The organism is Streptacidiphilus sp. EB103A (assembly GCF_041261405.1).
GTDB lineage: Bacteria > Actinomycetota > Actinomycetes > Streptomycetales > Streptomycetaceae > Streptacidiphilus.
This window is the reverse complement of the sequence record NZ_JBGCAQ010000028.1, coordinates 81,524-101,664: the sequence shown is the minus strand read 5'-3', so window position 1 is coordinate 101,664 and position 20,141 is coordinate 81,524. Positions and strand designations below refer to the sequence as shown.

17 protein-coding genes are annotated in these 20,141 nt (G+C 70.9%); 6 read left to right on the top strand and 11 right to left on the bottom strand.

Features of this window, described 5'->3' with window-relative positions:
- Window positions 1–22: 22 nt before the first annotated feature.
- Together ABH941_RS36180 and ABH941_RS36175 are read right to left on the bottom strand one after the other, a co-directional pair.
- On the bottom strand, window positions 23–928 hold the full coding sequence (locus tag ABH941_RS36180) for a LysR family transcriptional regulator (protein ID WP_370134625.1): 906 nt from the start codon (window positions 926–928) through the stop codon (window positions 23–25).
- 102 nt (window positions 929–1,030) lie between these two features.
- On the bottom strand, window positions 1,031–1,744 hold the full coding sequence (locus tag ABH941_RS36175) for a type 1 glutamine amidotransferase domain-containing protein (protein ID WP_370134622.1): 714 nt from the start codon (window positions 1,742–1,744) through the stop codon (window positions 1,031–1,033).
- A 369-nt stretch (window positions 1,745–2,113) separates the two neighbouring features.
- Here ABH941_RS36175 and ABH941_RS36170 point away from each other — a divergent pair, with 369 nt between their 5' ends.
- Window positions 2,114–2,680 carry a Uma2 family endonuclease gene (locus ABH941_RS36170; RefSeq protein WP_370134618.1) on the top strand — a complete coding sequence of 189 codons (567 nt, stop codon included), beginning with the start codon at window positions 2,114–2,116 and terminating at the stop codon, window positions 2,678–2,680.
- A 356-nt stretch (window positions 2,681–3,036) separates the two neighbouring features.
- Here ABH941_RS36170 and ABH941_RS36165 read toward each other — a convergent pair whose 3' ends face one another.
- Window positions 3,037–3,624 carry a TetR/AcrR family transcriptional regulator gene (locus ABH941_RS36165; protein WP_370134615.1) on the bottom strand — a complete coding sequence of 196 codons (588 nt, stop codon included), beginning with the start codon at window positions 3,622–3,624 and terminating at the stop codon, window positions 3,037–3,039.
- Window positions 3,625–3,748: 124 nt separating this feature from the next.
- On the opposite strand from ABH941_RS36165, the gene ABH941_RS36160 reads away from it, so the two are divergent.
- From ABH941_RS36160 to ABH941_RS36150, 3 genes are read left to right on the top strand one after another with little or no spacing between them, the layout of a single operon-like run.
- Window positions 3,749–4,540 (top strand): SDR family NAD(P)-dependent oxidoreductase, encoded by a 792-nt coding sequence (locus ABH941_RS36160; protein ID WP_370134612.1) that lies wholly within the window; start codon window positions 3,749–3,751, stop codon window positions 4,538–4,540.
- Window positions 4,541–4,594: 54 nt separating this feature from the next.
- A complete protein-coding gene (locus ABH941_RS36155; protein ID WP_370134608.1) occupies window positions 4,595–6,622 on the top strand; it encodes a thioredoxin domain-containing protein in 2,028 nt (675 codons plus the stop codon).
- 13 nt (window positions 6,623–6,635) lie between these two features.
- The gene (locus ABH941_RS36150) at window positions 6,636–7,484 is read left to right on the top strand and encodes a GNAT family N-acetyltransferase (RefSeq protein WP_370134605.1); all 849 of its coding nucleotides are present in this window, start codon (window positions 6,636–6,638) and stop codon (window positions 7,482–7,484) included.
- Between the two features lie 38 nt (window positions 7,485–7,522).
- Here the strand turns inward: ABH941_RS36150 and ABH941_RS36145 are convergent, their stop codons facing one another.
- From ABH941_RS36145 to ABH941_RS36135, 3 genes are all read right to left on the bottom strand, one after another.
- A complete protein-coding gene (locus ABH941_RS36145) occupies window positions 7,523–8,191 on the bottom strand; it encodes a TetR family transcriptional regulator (protein ID WP_370134602.1) in 669 nt (222 codons plus the stop codon).
- The gene (locus ABH941_RS36140) at window positions 8,188–9,753 is read right to left on the bottom strand and encodes an MFS transporter (protein ID WP_370134599.1); all 1,566 of its coding nucleotides are present in this window, start codon (window positions 9,751–9,753) and stop codon (window positions 8,188–8,190) included. The genes ABH941_RS36145 and ABH941_RS36140 overlap by 4 nt, the downstream gene beginning before the upstream one ends.
- Before the next feature lie 102 nt (window positions 9,754–9,855).
- On the bottom strand, window positions 9,856–10,497 hold the full coding sequence (locus ABH941_RS36135; protein WP_370134593.1) for a hemolysin III family protein: 642 nt from the start codon (window positions 10,495–10,497) through the stop codon (window positions 9,856–9,858).
- A gap of 263 nt (window positions 10,498–10,760) precedes the next feature.
- Between ABH941_RS36135 and ABH941_RS36130 the strand changes: the two genes are divergently transcribed.
- Window positions 10,761–12,593 (top strand): phosphoenolpyruvate carboxykinase (GTP), encoded by a 1,833-nt coding sequence (locus tag ABH941_RS36130; protein WP_370134590.1) that lies wholly within the window; start codon window positions 10,761–10,763, stop codon window positions 12,591–12,593.
- Here ABH941_RS36130 and ABH941_RS36125 read toward each other — a convergent pair.
- The 3 genes from ABH941_RS36125 to ABH941_RS36115 form a co-directional block, all read right to left on the bottom strand.
- On the bottom strand, window positions 12,590–13,051 hold the full coding sequence (locus tag ABH941_RS36125; RefSeq protein WP_370134588.1) for a hypothetical protein: 462 nt from the start codon (window positions 13,049–13,051) through the stop codon (window positions 12,590–12,592). The two genes, ABH941_RS36130 and ABH941_RS36125, sit on opposite strands and share 4 nt — an antisense overlap.
- A gap of 121 nt (window positions 13,052–13,172) precedes the next feature.
- Complete coding sequence (locus ABH941_RS36120; protein ID WP_134001362.1) at window positions 13,173–14,387, bottom strand: pyridoxal phosphate-dependent aminotransferase; 1,215 nt, start codon at window positions 14,385–14,387, stop codon at window positions 13,173–13,175.
- An 11-nt stretch (window positions 14,388–14,398) separates the two neighbouring features.
- On the bottom strand, window positions 14,399–15,514 hold the full coding sequence (locus ABH941_RS36115; protein WP_370134585.1) for a hypothetical protein: 1,116 nt from the start codon (window positions 15,512–15,514) through the stop codon (window positions 14,399–14,401).
- 200 nt (window positions 15,515–15,714) lie between these two features.
- On the opposite strand from ABH941_RS36115, the gene ABH941_RS36110 reads away from it, so the two are divergent.
- The gene (locus ABH941_RS36110) at window positions 15,715–17,157 is read left to right on the top strand and encodes a cellulase family glycosylhydrolase (RefSeq protein WP_370134583.1); all 1,443 of its coding nucleotides are present in this window, start codon (window positions 15,715–15,717) and stop codon (window positions 17,155–17,157) included.
- On the opposite strand, the gene ABH941_RS36105 is transcribed toward ABH941_RS36110, so the two are convergent.
- Window positions 17,114–18,838 (bottom strand): amidohydrolase family protein, encoded by a 1,725-nt coding sequence (locus ABH941_RS36105; protein ID WP_370134581.1) that lies wholly within the window; start codon window positions 18,836–18,838, stop codon window positions 17,114–17,116. The two genes, ABH941_RS36110 and ABH941_RS36105, sit on opposite strands and share 44 nt — an antisense overlap.
- Window positions 18,838–20,067 carry an alanine racemase gene (locus tag ABH941_RS36100; RefSeq protein WP_370134679.1) on the bottom strand — a complete coding sequence of 410 codons (1,230 nt, stop codon included), beginning with the start codon at window positions 20,065–20,067 and terminating at the stop codon, window positions 18,838–18,840. Before ABH941_RS36100 ends, ABH941_RS36105 begins: the two co-directional genes overlap by 1 nt.
- Window positions 20,068–20,141: the final 74 nt, after the last annotated feature.

Sequence of the window (20,141 nt, the reverse complement as noted above, 5' to 3'; positions counted from 1 at the left end):
CCCCGTGGCCCGGCACCCCCGCCTAGAGTCCTCCCCATCCGGCTGCCGCGTCAGTGAGCCGCTCGCGCACAACGGTGAGCGCCGGATTGGCCGGCGCGCCGCGGCGTACCGCGAGGTAGATGGTGTTGAGCGGAGGCGCCTCGGGGGAGTGGAGCTGGATGACCCGGCCTGCGGCCAAGGCCGGTTCGGCGATGTAGCGTGGCAGCGCCGAGATACCCGCGCCCGCTTCGACGGCAGCCAGGACCGCGCGGAGGTCGGGGGCGACGAGGGCGACGGGATTGGCGGGACGGTGGCCGAACTCGCTGCGCCAGTAACGCCGCAGGATGGGCAGGTCTTCCCCGTAGGCGACGAGCGGCAGCGCGGCCAGCGCGTCGGCCGGTGCGGTTTCGAGCCGGTCGGTGTCCAAGGTGCGGGCCAGGGACGGCGGGCCGACGAGGAGAAACTCCTCGTCGACGAACGGAACGGCGAGCATCGCGGGGTGCGTGGGCCGGATGGCGGAGACGACCAGGTCCAGCCGGTCTGCGGCCAGTTCGGTGAGAAGGTACTGGGCCAGGCCGAATGTCGCGTGGAGGTACAGTCCGCGGCCGGTGAGCGGGGCGAGCGCGGGCAGCACCCGTAGGGTCATGATCTCGGCCGCGCCACCGATCCGTACCGTTCCGCGCAGCGCCGGCTCGGCCTCCGTGGAGCCCAGGGCGTCACGGAGGCCGTCCAGGTGCAGGCTTACCCGGGTCGCGAGCGCTGCAGCGCGCGGTGTGGGGGTGACCCCTTTGCTGGAGCGGACGAAGAGCGGCTCCCCGATCTGCTCCTCGAGTCGGGCGAGTTGCCCGGTGACTGCGGGCTGTGTCACACCCAGCCTCTGGGCGGCCGCGGAGAGGGAGCCTGCTCGGTAGATCTCCAGGAATGTGGCCAGCAGGTCCAGGCTCGGCACGCGCACTTCCTTCTTTCGCCGGCACGTGCGGCCTGGCAGCTCACAGTGTAGGGATGACGTTCCGCCTCCTGGCGGGAGTGCGGGCTGACGTCGGGGTGTCCTTCAGCGCTCGGCTCGGGCGGCGAGGGCCTTGAGGACGGACTCGGCCGTGGCCGTGCTCGACTGCGGATTCTGCCCGGTGATGAGGTTGCCGTCGATGACGACGGTGGTGCTCCAGGGCGCACCCGTGCGCGGGACCGCTCCCCGGTCCCGCAGTCGGGACTCGACGAAGAACGGCGCGCTCTCGCCGAGGCCGCCCTGGTGCTCCTCCTCATCCGTGAACGAGGTCAGAGCACGGCCGGTGAACGTGAAGCTGCCGTCGGCGCTGGACGCACTGAGCAGACCGGCGACCCCGTGGCACAGGGCGGCGACGATCCCGCCCTGCCGGTCGGCGTCGTTCAGCAGCCGGCCGAGGTCGGCGTCCTGAGCGAGGTCGGCCATCGGCGCGTGCCCGCCGGGGATGTAGATCGCGTCGTAGTCGCCGGCCCTGACATCGGACAGGGTCAGCGGTGTGGCGAGTTCGTCGATGATGCCGGTGAGGTACGTCTGGAATTCCTCCGCGGCCGCCGCGGAGACACCGCCCTGCTCGCTGAGGCTGAGCGCGTCGACGGTGGGCTTCGCGCCGCCCGGGGTTGCGATGTCCACCTCCACGCCGGCAGCCTTGAGGACGCGGTGGGAGGCGACGACCTCCTCGGCCCAGTAGCCGGTGTGCTGGGTGGATCCGTCAGCCAGCTGCAGAGCGTCGGCGGCGGAGATGACCATCAGGATCTTCGACATGGATGCGCCTACTTGTCGGTGGGGAACGGGGTGTCACACGGTGAGCCGCGTGCTGCCCGATGTCGGGCGGCTGAGGGGACAACCCCAGAATCCATCACCGATCATCCATCGACATTCCGAATGCCATAATGGTTCTTATGGAACCTGGTCCGGCGGCAGGCCGGGCATCGGAGTAGTTCGAGCTCTGGAGTTCCATTCCATGGAGTCGGGCTGGAGGCGGAAGGGAAAGGCATAGGGGTTCGACTCCCCTGGAGTTGGCGAGCGAGCCGGGGTCCGGGGCGGCGGTGGCGCGGGCTGTCGGTGTGAAGTCCGGGGGGACGTGTCGGCCCGTACGATGGCGGTGTCCGTTGGCCGCTTGGGAGGCGCGCGATGAGCACGATGTACCCGGAGTACGCGCAGTGGCTGCGGCAGGTACGGCGGTCGATGAAGCTGCCCAAGGCGGTCAAGTTGCTGTTCGACCAGGGGCGTCTGTACATGTCGCCGGTGACGGAGGCCCACAGCGTGGCGGATGACTCGATCCGCCTGCAGTTGGCGGAGCAGCTCGCCGGTGAGTCGGGACTGCACGTCACGCGGGACAAGGGGGTGCTGCCGGAGCTGGACGGCTATACGCCTGAGCCGGACGTATTGGTGGTGGACGCGGGGGTGCTCGGTCCGGGGGACGCTTTCGTCGGGCAGGAGCATGTGCACTTCGTTGCCCAGAGCGTGTCGCGTTCCACGGTCGGTCAGGACTACGGGCGCAAGCTCAACCAGTACGCGGCGCGCGGCATCCCGGTGTACCTCATCGTGGACGTGCTGACCGGGGAGTGCGTCCTGTACCGGGAGCCGAAAGGGGACGAGTACACCTCGGCGGTGCCCTACCGCTTCGGCGAGGAGGTAGGTTTCACCCTCGCCGGGGTCGCCGTGACGGTGCGTACCGACTTCAAGAGAATCCGCTGAGTGCTGTCAGTCCCTGAGCTGAGCCGGTGCGCCTTGGCATGCTCTCCTCGTGTGGGGATCGTGGGTCACCTCCGCGGATGTGGAGCGGACCTGTAGTAGACCTTGGCCGTGCGGTGGTGGCCCTGCCGCACGGAGGAGACCTGGTCGCACAGCCGGAGCGCGGAAGCGCCAACCACCGTGTGCTCAGGAGGTGTTCAGCGACGATTGCGGCGATTGCGCACCAGGCGGACGACGTAGGCGGGGGCTGGTATCCGTCGCGCCGGTCCCTGGTCGAGGAGTTCCGCAACGGCAGCTACCGCAACTGACCACTCCCGGTTCCGGCGACTCGATCGTGACCCTCCGGCTGGCAGGAACAGTCAGGAGCGGGGGCCCAGGGCGTGCCGGATCACTTCCTCGGCGAAGGCCACAGCCGCGGGCGCGGCGCCTTCGCGGCCACGCACGGCGCCACTGGCGCTCAGTCCGTCGATGATCAGCGTCAGCCTGTCGGCCAGCCCGCGCGGGTCGGCGGCGCCCGCCTGCTCGGCCAGGTCGACCAGCCCGCCGTGCACCCGGTCGTAGTAGGCGACGGAGACGGCGTGGGCCGGGTGGTCCTCATCGGGGAACTCGGCGTGGGTGTTGTGGGCCGGGCAGCCGCGGTAGTCCGGTGCCATGGCCTGTTCGGCGGTCCAGCTGATGATCGCGACCAGCTGCCCGGCGGGGTCGTCGGGCAGCTGGTCGGCCACCAGATCCCGGACCTGGTCGAAAGTGCGGGTGTACCGCTCCAGGTAGGCCACCACCAGGTCGTCCTTGGTGGGGAACTCGCGGTAGAGCATGGCCTTGCCGCAGCCGAAGTCATCGATGATCTGCTGCATCCCGACCGCGTGTACGCCGTGCCCGTCGAACAGCCGGGACGCCACGTCGAGGATCTGTTCCCGGACTTCCGGGTTGCGTTTGCGGGGGGACATATACGCGGAATATAGCAGACCGCCCGGTCCAAATCCATCGGTTGACACCGTACGACCAGCAGAGTTAGTTTCGGACCGATCGGTCTATGGACTGATCGGTCCGATATTTTGCTGAGGGAGCCCCATGGATCTGCAACTTGCCGGCAAGACCGCTGTCGTGACCGGGGGAAGCAAAGGCATCGGCCTTGAGGTCGTGCGCCTGCTGCTCGCCGAGGGCGTACGCGTCGTCACTGGCTCGCGCACCGTCACTCCGGAGCTCAAGGAGACCGACGCCGTGCCCGTCATCGCCGACCTGTCCACAGTGGACGGCCCGGCGCACCTGATCAACGCGGCCGTCGCGGAACTGGGCGGCATCGACATCCTGGTCAACAACGTGGGCGTCGGTGACTCCGGGGACCTGGCCAAGGACGCACTGCTGAGCCTGGCCGACCTCCCGGAGGAGCAGTGGGAGCGCTCGTTCAACCTGCACTTCTACAGTGCACTGCGAGCCATCAAGGCCGCGCTGCCGACCCTGACCGACCGCCGTGGTGTGGTCGTCAATGTCTCTTCCATCGCGGCCCGGGACCTGTCCGCCGGACCGATCAACTACGCGGCGGCCAAGGGCGCGCTGAACGCGCTCACCAAGGCCGTCGCCGCCCAGTTCGGCGACCAGGGTGTACGGGCCATCACCATCTCCCCCGGCCCGGTCAGTACGGGTGTGTGGAGCGACCCGGACGGATTCATGGGCACGCTCGCCAAGGCCCAGGGCATCACCGTGGAAGCGCTGCAGGCCGAGTCGCTGTCGACCCTGGGAGCGTCCACCGGGCGGGTGTCGACCCCGGAGGAGGTCGCGCGACTGATCGTGTTCGCCGCCTCCCCCAACAACATCACCGGCCATGACCTGGTGGTCGACGGCGGAGTCCTCAAGACACTGTGACGCGTCAGAAGCGTCCGGCCACCGGCGCTCCAGCGGTGTGAGAGGCTGGGCGGTGTGAACCGGTTGGCTGGTGTGACCTCGCCTTATCTGCTTCAGCACGCGGACAATCCGGTCGACTGGTGGCCCTGGGGGCCGGACGCCTTCGAGGAGGCGCGGCGCCGGGACGTGCCCGTACTGCTGTCCGTCGGGTATGCCGCGTGCCACTGGTGCCATGTCATGGCGCACGAGAGTTTTGAGGACGCCGAGCTGGCCGCGTACCTCAACGGGCACTTCCTGCCGGTGAAGGTGGACCGGGAGGAGCGGCCCGATGTCGATGCCGTGTACATGGAGGCGGTGCAGGCGGCGACCGGGCAGGGCGGGTGGCCGATGACGGTGTTTCTGACGCCGGGTGGGGAGCCGTTCTACTTCGGGACGTACTTTCCGCCGCAGCCCCGGCACGGGATGCCGTCGTTCCGGCAGGTGCTGGAGGGGGTCGCGGCGGCGTGGCGGGAGCGGCGCGACGAGGTCGCCGAGGTGTCGGCGCGGATCGTCGCCGACCTGGCCGGGCGGAGCGATCTGTACGGGGTCGCCGGGCAGCGCCCGCCGACCGAGGCGGAGCTGCATGAGGCTGCCGTCGCGCTCGGGCGGGAGTACGACGACAAGCGGGGCGGTTTCGGCGGGGCGCCGAAGTTCCCGCCGTCGATGGCGCTGGAGTTCCTGCTGCGGCACCATGCGGCGACCGGCTCCGCCGAGGCGCTGCGGATGGTCGAGGGCAGCTGCGCGGCGATGGCGCGCGGGGGGATCTACGACCAGCTGGGCGGCGGGTTCGCCCGCTACGCGGTCGATACGGAGTGGGTGGTTCCGCATTTTGAGAAGATGCTCTATGACAACGCCCTGCTGCTGAGGGTCTACCTGCATCTCTGGCGGGCCACCGGCTCCGAGCTCGCGCGCCGGATCGCGCTGGAGACCGCCGACTTCCTGCTCGCCGAACTCCGCACCCCCGAGGGCGGGTTCGCCTCCGCCCTGGACGCCGACAGCGCCGGCCCGGACGGCCACAACCACGAGGGCGTCTTCTACGCCTGGACGCCGGCCCAGCTCACCGAGGCGCTCGGCCCGGAGGACGCGGCGCGGGCCGCCGCGCTGTTCACCGTCACGGCCGCCGGGACCTTCGAGGACGGTGCGTCGGTGCTCCAGCTCCCGGAGGACCCCGACGACGCCGACTGGTTCGCCTCGGTGCGGGCCCGGCTGCTCGCCGCCCGCGCCCGGCGCCCCCGGCCGGCCCGCGACGACAAGGTCGTCGCCGCCTGGAACGGTCTGGCGATCGCCGCCCTCGCCGAGACCGGCGCGCTGCTGGAGCGCCCCGAGTACCTGGAGGCCGCCCTCGCCGCCGCCGACCTGCTGGTCGCCGTCCATCTCACGCCGGAGCCGGAGGCACGGCTGCTGCGCACCTCGCGCGACGGCCGCCCCGGCGCCAACGCCGGCGTGCTGGAGGACTACGCCGACACCGCCGAGGGCTTCCTCGCGCTCTACTCGGTGACCGGGGACGACAGTTGGCTGACGCTCAGCGGCGTGCTGCTGGAGACCGTCCTCACCCGCTTCGTCGACGAGGAGTCGGGCGCGCTCTACGACACGGCCTCCGACGCCGAGCAGCTGATCCGCCGTCCGCAGGATCCGACCGACAACGCCGTCCCCTCCGGCTGGACCGCAGCGGCCGGCGCTCTGCTCGGCTACGCGGCCCTCACCGGCTCCGAACGCCACCGCACCGCGGCGGAGCAGGCGCTCGGCGTCGTCACCGCGCTGGGCCCCCGCGCCCCGCGCTTCATCGGCTGGGGCCTGGCCGTGGCCGAGGCACTGGTGGACGGCCCGCGCGAGATCGCCGTGGTCGGCCCGGCCGACCACCCGGGGACGGCGGCCCTGCGCCGCACGGCGCTGCTCGCCACGGCGCCGGGCGCGGTGCTCGCGGTGGGCGAGCCGGGAGCGACGGCGGTGCCGCTGCTGGCAGAGCGACCGCTGCGGGACGGCCTGCCCACGGCGTATGTCTGCCGCCACTTCAGCTGCGACGCCCCGGTCACCAATCCCGTGGCGCTGGCGGAGATCTTGTAAGAACATCGAGCGCATGGTCTGGGAGATCACGCACGACGTCGATGCCTTCTTCAGCGCCACAGACGCCTATCTGACGGCGGATCCGGTGCGGAACACCGTGCTGCTGACCGTGGCCGACACGGTGCGGTCGCGGGGGCCTTACGCCTACGGCGGGGACCTGCCGGCCCGGTTCGGATGGTGGCGCGCGCAGGACGGCGCCGTCGAGGGGGCGTACGTCCACACGCCGCCGTACCGGCCGACGCTGGGGCCGATGGCCGAGGAGACGGCACGGGCCCTGGTGCGGAAGTGGCGCGCGAGCGGGGCCGCGGTCCCCGGTGTGTCGGGCGGTGCCGCGCTGGTGCGCGTGGTCGGCGGGGAGTGGGCGGCCACCGGCGGGGGCTGGACCGTGTTCCGGGACCAGAGGCTGTTCCGGCTGGGCGAGTTGACGCCGCCTCAGCCCGAGCCGCCCGGCTCCGCGCGGTTGGCGGACGCGGCGGACGTCCCGCTGGTGGTGCGTTGGTTCGAGGACTTCTCCGAGGCGATCGGTGAGGGCAGCGGGAACGTCCCCACTCAGGCGCAGAACCGGGTCGCGACGGGACGGCTGGTGCTCTGGGTGCTGGACGGGACGCCGGTGAGCATGGCCGGCTTCTCTCCCGTGATCGCCGGGCAGGGCCGGGTCGCCCCCGTCTACACCCCGGCGGAGCTGCGCGGACGCGGCTACGCCGGGATGGCGACGGTCGCCGCGAGCCGCGCGCTGATCGCCGCGGGCGCCGAGGAGGTGCTGCTCTACACCGACCTGTCCAACCCCACCAGCAACGCCCTCTACCAGCGCCTCGGCTACCGTCCGGTCGAGGACGTCACCGTGCTGGACCTGCACGACTGACGGGGCACGACTGGCGGTTGACGGGGCACGACTGGGGGTCAGTCGCGGAAGGCTTCGGCCACCGCGTCCAGCGCCTGTTCGCAGAGGTCTGCGACGTTCCCCTCGCCGCCGTTGCGGTACCAGTGCTCCACCGCCTCGCCGTACACGGCGAGGGTGGCCGAGACCAGGGCGCGCAGGCCCAGGTCGTCGTCCGGACGGCCGGTCCGCTCGGCGAGTACGGCGACGACGAGATCCCGCGAGCGGATCATCTCCAGGGCGCTGCGGCTGCGGATCGCGGGGACCTCGTTGAGCAACCGCATCCGCAGCATCATCTCCTCGCCCGCCGCCCCGATGACCTGGCGCAGGGCCGGCAGGATCGCCTCGCGCATGGACTGCATCACCGGCTCGTCCCGCGGCCTGGCGCGCAGCGCCGCCTCCATCACCGGGTCGTAGTCGTCACTGATGATCAGGTCTTCCTTGGTGGGGAAGTACCGGAAGAAGGTGCTGGGCGAGACATCGGCGTCGGCCGCGATCTGGTCGACGGTGGTGGCGTCGTAGCCCTGGGTGCTGAACCGGCGGAAGGCCGCCGCGCGGATCGCGCGGCGGGTCTTCAGCTTCTTGCGCTCCCGCAGCCCCAGCGGGGCGGCGAGGAGCTCCTCCAGGCCTTCCGCGGACGCGGCGGCGGGGCCGGAGGGGCTGCTCAGGGACTTCGGCGGTGCGGGGGTCATGACACCGATTGTGCTTGATCGGGCGCGGCGTTGGCGATGCCCGGGCCCTCGTCGGCCGCCCGTCCCGGCATCCGCAGGGCGACCACCACCGCGGAGAGGACGGCGGTGATGGCGCAGATCAGCAGGACGCTGGTCATCCCGTGCAGGAAGGCGCTGTGCGCCGAGGCGGCCAGGGCCGGGGAGTGCAGCTGGTCGGCGACGGCCTGGGCGGCGGAGACCGAGCCGCGCGCGGCGTGCGCGGCGGGGGCCGACAGGCCGGTGGTGTCCAGGTGGTTGGTGTAGATCCCCGCGAGCAGGCTGCCGAGCAGGGCGACGCCGATGGCGCTGGCCGACTGACGGAGCGTCTGCAGCAGTCCGGAGCCGACCCCGGCCCGGTCCTCGGGCAGCGCGGCCATCGCCGCGCCCATCGCCGGGACCATGGTGAAGCCCATCCCCAGGCCGAGGACGCTCAGCCAGATCGCGGTCCAGCCGTAGCCGTCGGCGAGGGTGGTGCGGCTGCCGAGGAACAGCGCGGCGGCGACCAGCAGCAGTCCGCCGGTGACCACCCAGCGCACGGACACCCTGGCGACCAGCCGCTCGGCCAGCCGCGCGGCCACCAGCAGTCCGCCCATCAGCGGCATCAGCCGCACCCCGGTGCCGAGGGCGTCGTTGCCGAGCACCGGCTGCAGGTACTGCGGCAGTACGAACAGCGCGCCCATCAGGACGAAGGTGACCAGCACTGTGGCCAGGGTGTTCCAGCGGAAGGCGCGGTCGGCGAACAGGCTGAGGTCGAGCATCGGGTGCGGCTGCGAGCGCTCCCGCAGCACCAGTCCGGCCAGCAGCAGCACCGAGGCGACCAGGGTGCCGATGATCAGCGGGCTGCCCCAGCCGTCGGTGGGGGCCTGGATGAAGGCGAAGGTGAGCGCGGCCAGCCCGGTGACGCCGAGGGCGGCGCTGAGCAGGTCCACCCGGGGGACGGCGGGGTTGCGCGACTCGGGGACCAGCAGGACCAGTGCCGCGATCCCGACGGCGATCATCGGAACGTTGATCAGGAAGATCGAGCCCCACCAGAAGTGGTTGAGCAGGACCCCGCCGAGGATCGGCCCGAGCGGCATGCCCAGGGCCGCGCCGGTGGTCATCACCGCGACGGCGCGGGCGCGCTCGTTGGCCGGGAACAGGCTGGGGATGATCGCCATACCCAGCGGCATGATCAGCGCGCCGCCGAGGCCCATCACCGCGCGGACCGCGATGAGGGTGCCGGGGGAGTTGGCGAAGGTGCCGACCAGCGAGGCGGCACCGAACAGCACCAGGCCGCTGATCAGCATCTTCCGCCGTCCGAAGCGGTCGCCGAGCAGCCCGGCGGGGAGCATCGCCGCGGCGAAGACCACCAGGTAGGCGTCGACGATCCACTGCAGCTGACCGGTGTTGGCGTGCAGCTGGACGGCCATGTCGGGCAGGGCGACGTTCAGGATGGTGCTGTCGAAGCCGAGGACCAGGACGCTGAGGCAGATGGCGGCCAGCGCCCACCAGCGGCGCGGAACGGTGGTCGGTGGTTCGGAGGCCCGAAGTTCGGAGGTCGACATGGCAGGCTCCATCAGTTGAGTGATTCTGTCTTATGACAGTAACTCTCAAAAGATTGGAGCAGTCAATATGCGGTTGTGGGGCGAGCGCGGTGAAGCGCGGTTTCAGGCCACGGCCGAGTACGCCACCAGGGAGACCCCGACGTACTGGACGATGAAAGCTGCCAGCGTGCAGAGGTGGAACACCTCGTGGAAGCCGAACCAGCGCGGTGAGGGGTTTGGCCGCTTCAGGCCGTAGACGACCCCGCCGACGCTGTAGAGCAGCCCGCCGACCACCAGCAGCACCACCACCGCGATGCCGCCGGTGCGCAGGAAGTCCGGCAGGAAGAACACCGCAGCCCAGCCCAGGGCGATGTAGCAGGGGGTGTAGAGCCAGCGTGGCGCGCCGACCCAGAAGACCCGGAAGGCGATCCCGGCCAGGGCGCCGGCCCAGACCAGCCAGAGCAGCAGTTCCCGGCGGCCGCCGCTCAGCAGCAGGATGGTGAAGGGGGTGTAGCTCCCGGCGATGATGAGGAAGATGTTGCTGTGGTCGAGCCGACGCAGCACCGCCTCGCCGCGCGGGCCCCAGGTGAAGCGGTGGTAGAGCCCGCTGATGCCGAAGAGCATCCAGGCCGAGGCCGAGTAGACGGCGCAGGCGATCCTGGCCTGGGTCGAGTCGGCCAGGCAGATGAGGACGATCCCGGCGGCGATCGAGGCGGGGAACATCCCGGCGTGCAGCCAGCCGCGCAGTTTGGGCTTGTCGGTCATGGGCTCACCCTACCTACGGAACCGTAGGTTACTTATCAGTAGATGGTGTGAATCCTCACTCATAGGTTTCCGGAAGTCCTGTTTCGCTGCCGTGGATGCGACGGATTTCCTGATTCGTCTCCCCTGGGAGCGAGATCTTTGTGCGCTGGGTCACATTGGGGGGACAGGGGCGGTATGTCGCATTCGGAATATCGGCGTTACGCTGCCAGAACCCTCAACCCCGTCATCGAATCAAGGACGATTCGGTGCGAAACGGAGCGATCGTGCCTTACGAGAACTCTGCCCTGGCCACCTCCGCGCCCACGCAGCACAAACCGTTGCTCGCCTGGGTCCAGGAGATCGCAGAGCTCACCCAGCCCGACCGAATCGAGTGGTGCGACGGCTCTGAAGCCGAGTACCAGCGCCTGTGTGACCTCCTGGTCGACAAGGGGACATTCACCAGGCTGAATCCGGAGAAGCGCCCCAACTCCTACTACGCCGCCTCCGACCCGAGCGATGTCGCGCGCGTCGAGGACCGTACCTTCATCTGCTCCGAGCGGGAGCAGGACGCCGGACCCACCAACAACTGGAAGGCCCCCGCCGAGATGCGGGCCGTCTTCGGTGAACTGTTCGAGGGTTCGATGCGCGGACGGACGATGTATGTCGTGCCCTTCAGCATGGGCCCGGTCGGATCCCCTCTCGCCGCGTGCGGCGTCGAGATCACGGACTCCGCGTACGTCGCCGTCTCCATGCGCACCATGACCCGGATGGGACAGGCCGTCCTGGACTTCCTCGGTGAGGACGGCGAGTTCGTCAAGGCCGTGCACAGCCTGGGCGCACCGCTCGCCGAGGGGCAGGCGGACGTCGCCTGGCCCTGCAACACGACCAAGTACATCTCGCACTTCCCGGAGACCCGCGAGATCTGGTCGTACGGCTCCGGCTACGGCGGCAACGCCCTGCTCGGCAAGAAGTGCTACGCCCTGCGGATCGCGTCGACCATGGCGCGCGACGAGGGCTGGCTGGCAGAGCACATGCTGATCCTCAAGCTGACGCCGCCCCAGACGTCTTCCGGCCAGGGTCAGCCGGTCTACCTCACCGCAGCGTTCCCCAGCGCCTGTGGCAAGACCAACCTGGCGATGCTCCAGCCCACGATCCCGGGCTGGACGGTCGAGACCATCGGCGACGACATCGCCTGGATGCGCTTCGGCGCCGACGGCCGGCTCTACGCGATCAACCCCGAGTTCGGCTTCTTCGGCGTCGCCCCGGGCACCGGCGCGGACACCAACGCCAACGCGGTGGAGTCGATGTGGGGCAACACCGTCTTCACCAATGTCGCGCTGACCGACGACGGCGACGTGTGGTGGGAGGGCCTCACCGAGGAACCCCCGGCGCACCTCACCGACTGGCGCGGCAACAGCTGGACGCCGGAGAGCCCGACCCCGGCCGCGCACCCCAACGCGCGGTTCACCGTCCCGGCCTCGCAGTGCCCGATCATCGCCCCCGAGTGGGAGGACCCCGCCGGGGTGCCGATCTCGGCGATCCTCTTCGGCGGACGCCGCGCCAGCGCGGTCCCGCTGGTCACCGAGTCCTTCGACTGGCAGCACGGCGTCTTCCTCGGCGCCAACGTCGCCAGCGAGAAGACCGCGGCGGCCGAGGGCACGGTCGGCGAGCTGCGTCGCGACCCCTTCGCGATGCTGCCGTTCTGCGGCTACAACATGGGCGACTACTTCGCCCACTGGGTGAAGCTGGGCAAGCAGGCGGACGCCGCCAAGCTGCCGAAGATCTACTACGTGAACTGGTTCCGCAAGAACGCCGACGGCAAGTTCGTCTGGCCGGGCTTCGGCGAGAACAGCCGCGTGCTCAAGTGGATCGTCGAACGGCTGCAGGGCGGCGCGGACGGGGTGACCACCCCGATCGGCGTGCTGCCCACCCGCGCGGCGCTGGACCTGGACGGACTCGACATCGACGAGGCCGACCTGGACCTGCTGCTGAGCGTGGACCCGGAGATCTGGCGGCAGGAGGCCGCACTGATTCCCGGGCACCTGGAGCTCTTCGGCGAGCACACGCCGAAGGAGCTGTGGTCCGAGTACGAGCGGCTGGTCGAGCGGCTGGGCTAGCCAGCCGCCGGCACCGCCAGTGCCGCCGCATGGGCATCCATGCGGCGGCACGCCAGCATCGCGGTGGTGGTGTCCTGCAGTGCGGCGGCGACCACCAGCAGCCGCCCGGCCAGTGCATGGGCCTGCTGGTGCAACTGCCTGCTGCCGACGCCCACGGGTCCTGACCGGACGACGGCTGCGGCCCGGTCCGACACGGCCGAGACCTCGCTGATCCTGGCGTCGATCTGCTGGAGCGCAGCGTCCAGCTCGGCCTGCTCTGCGCCGTCCCCGGCGGCACGCCGGACCGCCTCGGTGGCGGCGTACAGCGCGGCGAGATGCCCGACCAGCCGGGAGTCGCGCCGCGAGGCCGGTGCGGTGCTGCTGTGCGCGCTGCTGTTGTGGACCGGCGTCGGCGATCCGGGCTGGAGCCGGATCGGCGCGCGCCGGTAGGCGGGAACAGTCTTGGGCTGCTCGTACATGGGGCGCCCTCTGGGCATGCGATGACGAAGTGCGGGATCCCATCTTAACTTGGACTGAGTCCAGACTGGACGGCATCCCGCACCCCGGTTCGCGCGGTTCTGTTTCGAGCAGTCCGGTCCGCTACGGCTGGCTGTAGCCGTCCAGGAAGGTGCCGATGCGGGTGACCGCCTCGGCCAGGTCCTCGGAGCGGGGGAGGGTGACCAGGCGGAAGTGGTCCGGCTCGGGCCAGTTGAAGCCGGTGCCCTGGACCACGTAGATGTGCTCCTGCTTCAGCAGGTCCAGCACCATCTGGGCGTCGTCCTTGATCCGGTAGACCTTGGGGTCCAGCTTCGGGAAGGCGTAGAGCGCGCCCTTGGGCTTGACGCAGGAGACGCCGGGGATGTCGTTGAGCAGCTTCCAGGCCACGTCCCGCTGCTCCAGCAGGCGGCCGCCGGGGAGGATCAGGTCCTTGATCGACTGCCGACCGCCGAGGGCCGCGGCGATGGCGTGCTGGGCCGGCATGTTGGCGCACAGCCGCATGGTGGCCAGCACACCCAGGCCCTCGATGTAGCTGCGGGCGTGCTCCTTGGGGCCGGAGATGGTCATCCAGCCGGAGCGGAAGCCGGCCACCCGGTAGGCCTTGGACAGGCCGTTGAAGGTGAAGCACAGCAGGTCGGGGGCGAGCAGCGCGGTGGGCGTGTGGGTGACGCCGTCGTAGAGGATCTTGTCGTAGATCTCGTCCGAGTAGATGATCAGGTTGTTGCGGCGGGCGATCTCGGTGAGGCCGCGCAGCAGCTCGTCGTCGTAGACGGCGCCGGTGGGGTTGTTCGGGTTGATGATCACGATGCCGCGGGTGCGGTCGGTGATCTTCGCCTCGATGTCGGCGAGGTCCGGGTACCAGTCCGACTCCTCGTCGCAGCGGTAGTGCACGGCGGTGCCGCCGGACAGGCTCACCGAGGCGGTCCACAGCGGGTAGTCCGGCGCGGGGACGAGCACCTCGTCGCCGTCGTCCAGCAGCGCCTGCATGGCCATCTGGATCAGCTCGGAGACGCCGTTGCCGATGTAGACGTCATCGACCGTCAGATCCTGGAAGCCCAGGTCCTCGTAGTGCATCACCACGGCGCGGCGGGCTGCGAGCAGCCCCTTGGAGTCGCCGTAGCCGTGTGCGGAGGCGAGGTTGCGCAGGATGTCCTGCAGGATCTCGGGCGGTGCCTCGAAGCCGAAGGGCGCCGGGTTCCCGGTGTTCAGCTTGAGGATCCGGTGACCCTGCTCCTCGAGGCGCATGGCTTCGTCGAGGATCGGTCCGCGGATGTCGTAACAGACATTGGCGAGCTTGCTGGACTGGATCACCTGCATGGCTCGGTACTCTACGGGGCCGGAGTGCTGGATGCCTTGTGGTTTTCGTCATGCGGGGCGGTGTCGCCGCCACTGCCGGTGCGCTGACGTGGGAACTTCACCGGGAGTTTCACCCCGGAAGGCAGCTTCACCTTCGCGGGGAGCCTGACCTTTGCGGGCAGCCTGACCTTGGACGGCAGCTTGACCCTGGCGGGAAGCTTCAGCTTCGGGGGGAGCTTCACTTTCGCGGGCAGGCGCACCCCGCCGGGCAGTTTCAACTTCGCCGGGAGCTTCAGGCCCGTAGGCAGCTTGAGGCCCGCCGGGAGCTTCACCGCGCCTCGCCTCGCGGTGTCCGCCTGCACGGCGTCCGCGTCCGCGTCCTGCGGGGTTCCCGGGCCCGCGGCGCCAGCCGCTGGTGTCTCCGCGGGGAGTCGCCCCCCGGGAAGCCGGAGTGACCGGAGTGAGGTGAGCGAGGGCCCGCCTCGTGCCCGCCAGGTGCTCGCGGCCCGGGCGCCCAGGTCCTTGGTCGGCTCGACCAGGTAGACCAGGACCAGCCGTCCGCTCTCCGCCCACCACTCGCGGGCCCGCACCACCGCCGCGGCCGGGACCACCGCGAACACCGCGGCCAGGCCGGGGATCCAGCCCAGCGCCACGCACCAGACCAGGCTGACCAGCGCGCCCAAGGCGGGGTAGCCGAAGTAGGCCAGCGGTCCGCCCGCGACCTCCCGGGCCACCACCAGCCCGCGGAACAGGCCGGAGAGCACCCCGCCGGCCATCAGCGCGCCCCAGCCGACCAGGAACCGGTGCAGCCGCCCCGAGCTGGGGTAGAGCCGACGGTGCCGGGCGAGCAGCCGGACCACCGTGCCGACCAGCAGCAGCGCGGCGAAGTCCTCGCAGCCCAGCGCGGTCCAGCTCTCCTGGGCGAAGCGGGTGAAGCGCAGTCCGGGCAGCAGCACCGGCACGCCGAGGGAGCTGGGTATCAGCAGCTCGCCGTAGTTCTGGGTGAACCAGAAGAGCAGCGAGTCCGTCCCGAACACCAGCACCAGCAGCAGCGTCACCAGGCCGCCCGCGTAGGCGACCTTCCGTCCCGTCAGCGCGCGCGACACGGCCGCCCGCAGAGGGGAGGGGCGCTGCTCGATCATGGCCATGAGCCGGACTCTAGTGCCGGACGATCCGTCTGGACACCCGTTCCCAGACAATCTGAAGCTGCGAATTTGCCGTGACATCTTGGTACTGAATCAGGACATTGCCAGAGTGGGATGTATGGTTCCGGCGATCTAGGATCACCGGATCGGTACTACGGGGCGGGCGGGGTGTGGGGCGAGTGGCGCGGCTGCGGCGATGGCTGGTGAACCTGGTGGTTCTGGCCTGCGCGATAGGACTACTGGGGGCGGTGGGGGCCGAGCCCTCCGGCAACGGCGCATGGCATGAGCGATTCATCACGGATTCGCAGGGCCGTGCTCTGATCCTCTACGGACTGAACACCTCCAGCAGCGCCAAGAAGTCCGCCGACGGAATGCCCTGGATCAAACAGGCCGATGTGGCCCAGGAATACAACACACTGGGCACTGATTTCGTGCGCTTCCTGATCCAGTGGAGCCGGGTCGAGCCCGAGCCCGGGGTCTACGACGACCGCTACCTGGCCGATGTCCGACAGCGCATCAGCTGGTACCAGGCGCAGGGCTACCAGGTGCTGCTGGACATGCACCAGGACGTGTACGGATCCGCGGTCGGCGGCGACGGGGCCCCCGCCTGGGCCACCGACAGCGGCGGCCTGGCCGCGACGGTGCAGAGCACGTCGGAACTGACCTCCGTCCAGCCCGGGGTGACCCACGCCTTCGACGAGTTCTGGGGCACCCAGTCCGGCCACCCCGAGTACCAGCAGCACTATGTGGCGGCCTGGACCCATGTCGCCTCGTACTTCGCCAAGAACAGCACCGTGCTCGGATACGACCTGATGAACGAGCCCTGGGGCGGCTCGGTGCAGGGGCCGGCGTTCGAGACGGGGCCGCTGGCGCACCTCTACCAGCAGGCCATCGACGCCATCAGGACCGTGGACCCGAACCACTGGGTCTTCGTCGAGCCCGAGGCGGCCACCGCCAATTACGGCCTCCCCAGCGCCCTGCCCAAGCTGAACGACCCGAGGACGGCCACCCCGGGCGCCGAGGCCAGGATCGGCTACGCGCCGCACCTCTACCCGGCGCCCATCGACGCCGGGGGCACCTACAACGGCACCAACGCCTATCTGACGGACCGTACCCTCGCCTCCTGGCAGAAGCAGGTGCAGCGCACGGCCGCGCGGATGGACGCGCCGGTGCTGATGGGCGAGTGGGGTCTGGACGCGACCCAGGACGGGGCGCACCTCTATGTCGACCATGTCCAGGCGCTGCTGGACACCATGATGATCGGGTCGTCCTACTGGTCCAGTGATCCGGGCAGCTGGTCGCCGTGGAAGGCGCCCGGCAAACCCTCCGACATCGCGAGCGTGCTGGCCACCGCCTACCCGCGGGCCATCGCCGGGCAGCCGGTGGACTTCGGTTACGACAAGTCCACGCTGGAGCTGACGGTCGACTGGAACGACAAGGCGGGCGTCACCGGCAGCACCGACGTCTACCTGCCGCCGGGGGACTTCCCGTACGGCGGCGACGTCCAGCTCAACGGGGACTACACGCAGAAGTGGGACGCCAAGCGGCACATCCTGTCGCTGACGGTGAAGGCGACGCCGGGCGTGACGCACCACCTGCTGATCACGCCGACGGCGCCCGACTCCGGCCAGAGCTCGATCGGCTGACGCCCCGCCCGGTGTCCTGCCCGGCACCCCGTCTGACGCTGCGTCCGGGGGTGGCGGCGGTGCGCCGGTGGTCGTCGACCACCGGTACGCCGTCGACCAGGACGTAGGGGATGCCGGACGGCGCGGCGCGCGGCTGCTCGTAGGTCGCCCCGGCCGCCACCGTCTGCGGGTCCAGCAGCACCAGGTCGGCCCGGTGGCCCTCGCGGACCAGGCCGCGGTCGGTCAGGCCCAGCCGCCGGGCCGGGCCTGCGCTCAGGTGCCGTACGCACTCGGCCAGCCCGAGGACGCCCTCCGTACGGACGTAGTGGCCGAGGTAGCGCGGGAAGGTGCCCCAGGCCCGGGGGTGCGGGCGGTCGCCGACCAGCAGGCCGTCGCTGCCGCCGGTGTGCGCGGGATGGCGCATGATCGCCCGGACGTTCTCCTCGTGGCCGACGTGCTGCAGGACGGTGGTCCCCAGCCCGTCCGTGCGCAGCAGGTCGACATAGGCGGTGAAGGGGTCGACGCCGTCCCTGGCCGCGAGCTGGCTGACGGTCAGCCCGACCGCGGACCGCAGCTCGGCCGTGCGCACCCCGCTGACCTGCACGGTGTCCCAGTCGGCGACCACGCCGTGGCAGCCGTCCGAGCCGTGCTGCTCCAGCGCGGCGCGGATCTCGGCGAGCGCGGCCGGGGCCGCCAGCCGGCGCAGGGTCTCCTCGGGGCCGCCGGCCGTGGCCCAGCCCGGAAGCAGCGCTGCCAGGGTGGTGGACCCGGGGAGGTAGGGGTAGCTGTCCAGGGTCAGGTCCACGCCGTCGGCGAGGGCGGCGTCCAGCAAGTGCAGCAGCTCGCCCGCCCGGCCCGCGTTGACCTGGAAGTTCATCGTGGCGTGGGCCAGGTGCAGGGCGCAGCCCGACTGCTTGGCGACCTCGGTCATCTCCGCGTACGCCTCCAGCGCGTGGGCGCCGTAGGAGCGGTGGTGCGGGCAGAAGTAGCCGCCGCGGGCGGCCACGGTCCGGCACAGCGAGACCAGTTCGGCGGTGCCGGCGTACATGCCGGGGGAGTAGCTGAGCCCGGCGGACAGACCCATGGCGCCCTCGGCCAGGGCCTGGTCCAGCCGACGGTTCATCAGCTCCAGCTCGGCCGGAGTGGCGGCGCGGTCCTCCCAGCCCAGCACCAGGGCGCGCAGGGTGCCGTGCGGGACCAGGTAGGCGGCGTTGACGGCCAGTCCGTCGCCGTGGGGTCCGGCGTCCAGCCGGTCCAGGTACTCGCCGACGCTGCGCCAGGACCAGTCCAGGCCCTCGGGGTCGCCGTTCCAGCCCGCGAGCTGGACCCGCAGTCCGGCGAGGGTGGGGTCGTCGACCGGGGCGTAGGAGAGGCCGTCCTGACCGAGGACCTCCAGGGTGACGCCCTGGGCGGCCTTGGCCTCGTGCGCCGGGTCGGTGAGCAGGGCGAGGTCGGAGTGGGCGTGCATGTCGATGAAGCCGGGGGTGAGCGCCAGGCCGTCGGCGTCGAGGATGCGGCCGGTGGTGCCAGGGCGGCTGATGACAGGACGCCGGCCGGGGTCGGTCTCGCGGTGGATCATCGTGATCCGACCGTCGCGGACGAGTGTGTCGGCGCGGTACGGGGTGCCGCCGGAGCCGTCCACCACCAGCGCGCCGCGGACCAGGAGGTCCTGGTACGGGAGCGGAGGGGTCGGGGCAGCCATCAGAAGAAGGTCCGGATCAGGTCGACCACCGTGCCGTCCGCCTCGACCTCGGGGATCAGCTGCCACTTCTCGAAGGCCGTGCAGGGGTGCGAGAGGCCGAGCCCGACCCAGTCGCCGACCTGGACCTCGGTCCCCGGGTCCACGGCCACGAAGGTGTGCTGGTCGGCCAGCTTGCTGACGGTCAGTCCGGTGGCCGGGCGCTGCGCGCCGTTGGCGGGGTCGCGGACCAGCTCGGGCAGCGGCAGGCCGAGGTCGTAGGGGAGGTCGCGCTTGCCCGCGTTGAGCAGGGCGAGTCCGGGCTCGGGCCGGGAGACGACCTGGGCCCAAAGCCGCAGCGCGGGCCGCAGCCGCTCGGCCTCGGCGGCGTCGCGCAGCGGCGAGATCGCGGCGTAGTGCAGCGCGTCATGGGTGACGTAGGCTCCGCTGCGCAGCAGCCGCAGGACCGGCCGGGAGAGCCGCAGGGCCGGCTCCGTCAGCGCCTCGGCGACCAGGTCGAAGTGCTCGCTGCCACCGGCGCTGACCACGATCTCCTCGGTGGCGGTCTCCTCGACACTGCCGAACAGACCGGCGGCGTCGGCCCGGTGGGCCAGCTCGACCAGGTCGGCCAGCCAGGCCCGGACCTGGGCGCGGTCGTCGACGGTGGCGATGGCGCCCTCGTACCCGGCGACTCCGACGAGCCGCAGCCGCTCGCTCGCTGCGGCGCGGCGGGCCAGCTCGACGGCGGCCGCGACGCCGCGCACGCCGGTGCGGGCGCCGTCCGCGCCCAGCTCCACGACCACGTCCACCGGGCGGGTGCCGGTCGGCAGCGCCGCCTCCATCAGCTCGATGCCGCGCACCGAGTCGACGTAGCAGACGAAGTGGAACTCCGGATCGGCGTCCAGCTCCGCGGCCAGCCAGGCCAGCGCGGCCGGGTCGACCAGCTCATTGGCCAGGAACACCCGCGACACCCCGAAGGCCCGGTACATCCGCAGGTGGGAGGGCATGGCCGCGGTGATCCCCCAGGCGCCCAGCTCCAGCTGGCGCCGGTAGAGCTGCGGGGCCAGCGGGGTCTTGCCGTGCGGGGCGAAGGCCAGACCGTGGGCCGCCGTCCAACGGGCCATCAGGGCGAGGTTGTGGCGCAGCGCGTCCGCGTCCAGGGTGAGCAGCGGGGTGGTGAAGCCGTCGTCGAAGAGGTTCGGCTTGGCCGCCACCAGTTCGGCGACGGTGCTCTCCGCACGGGCGGGCGGCATGCCCTTGAACCGCCAGTCGAGGACGGTGCTGCCGAGCTGCTCCAGCGCGAGGTGGTTCACGATGCTCCTGACGG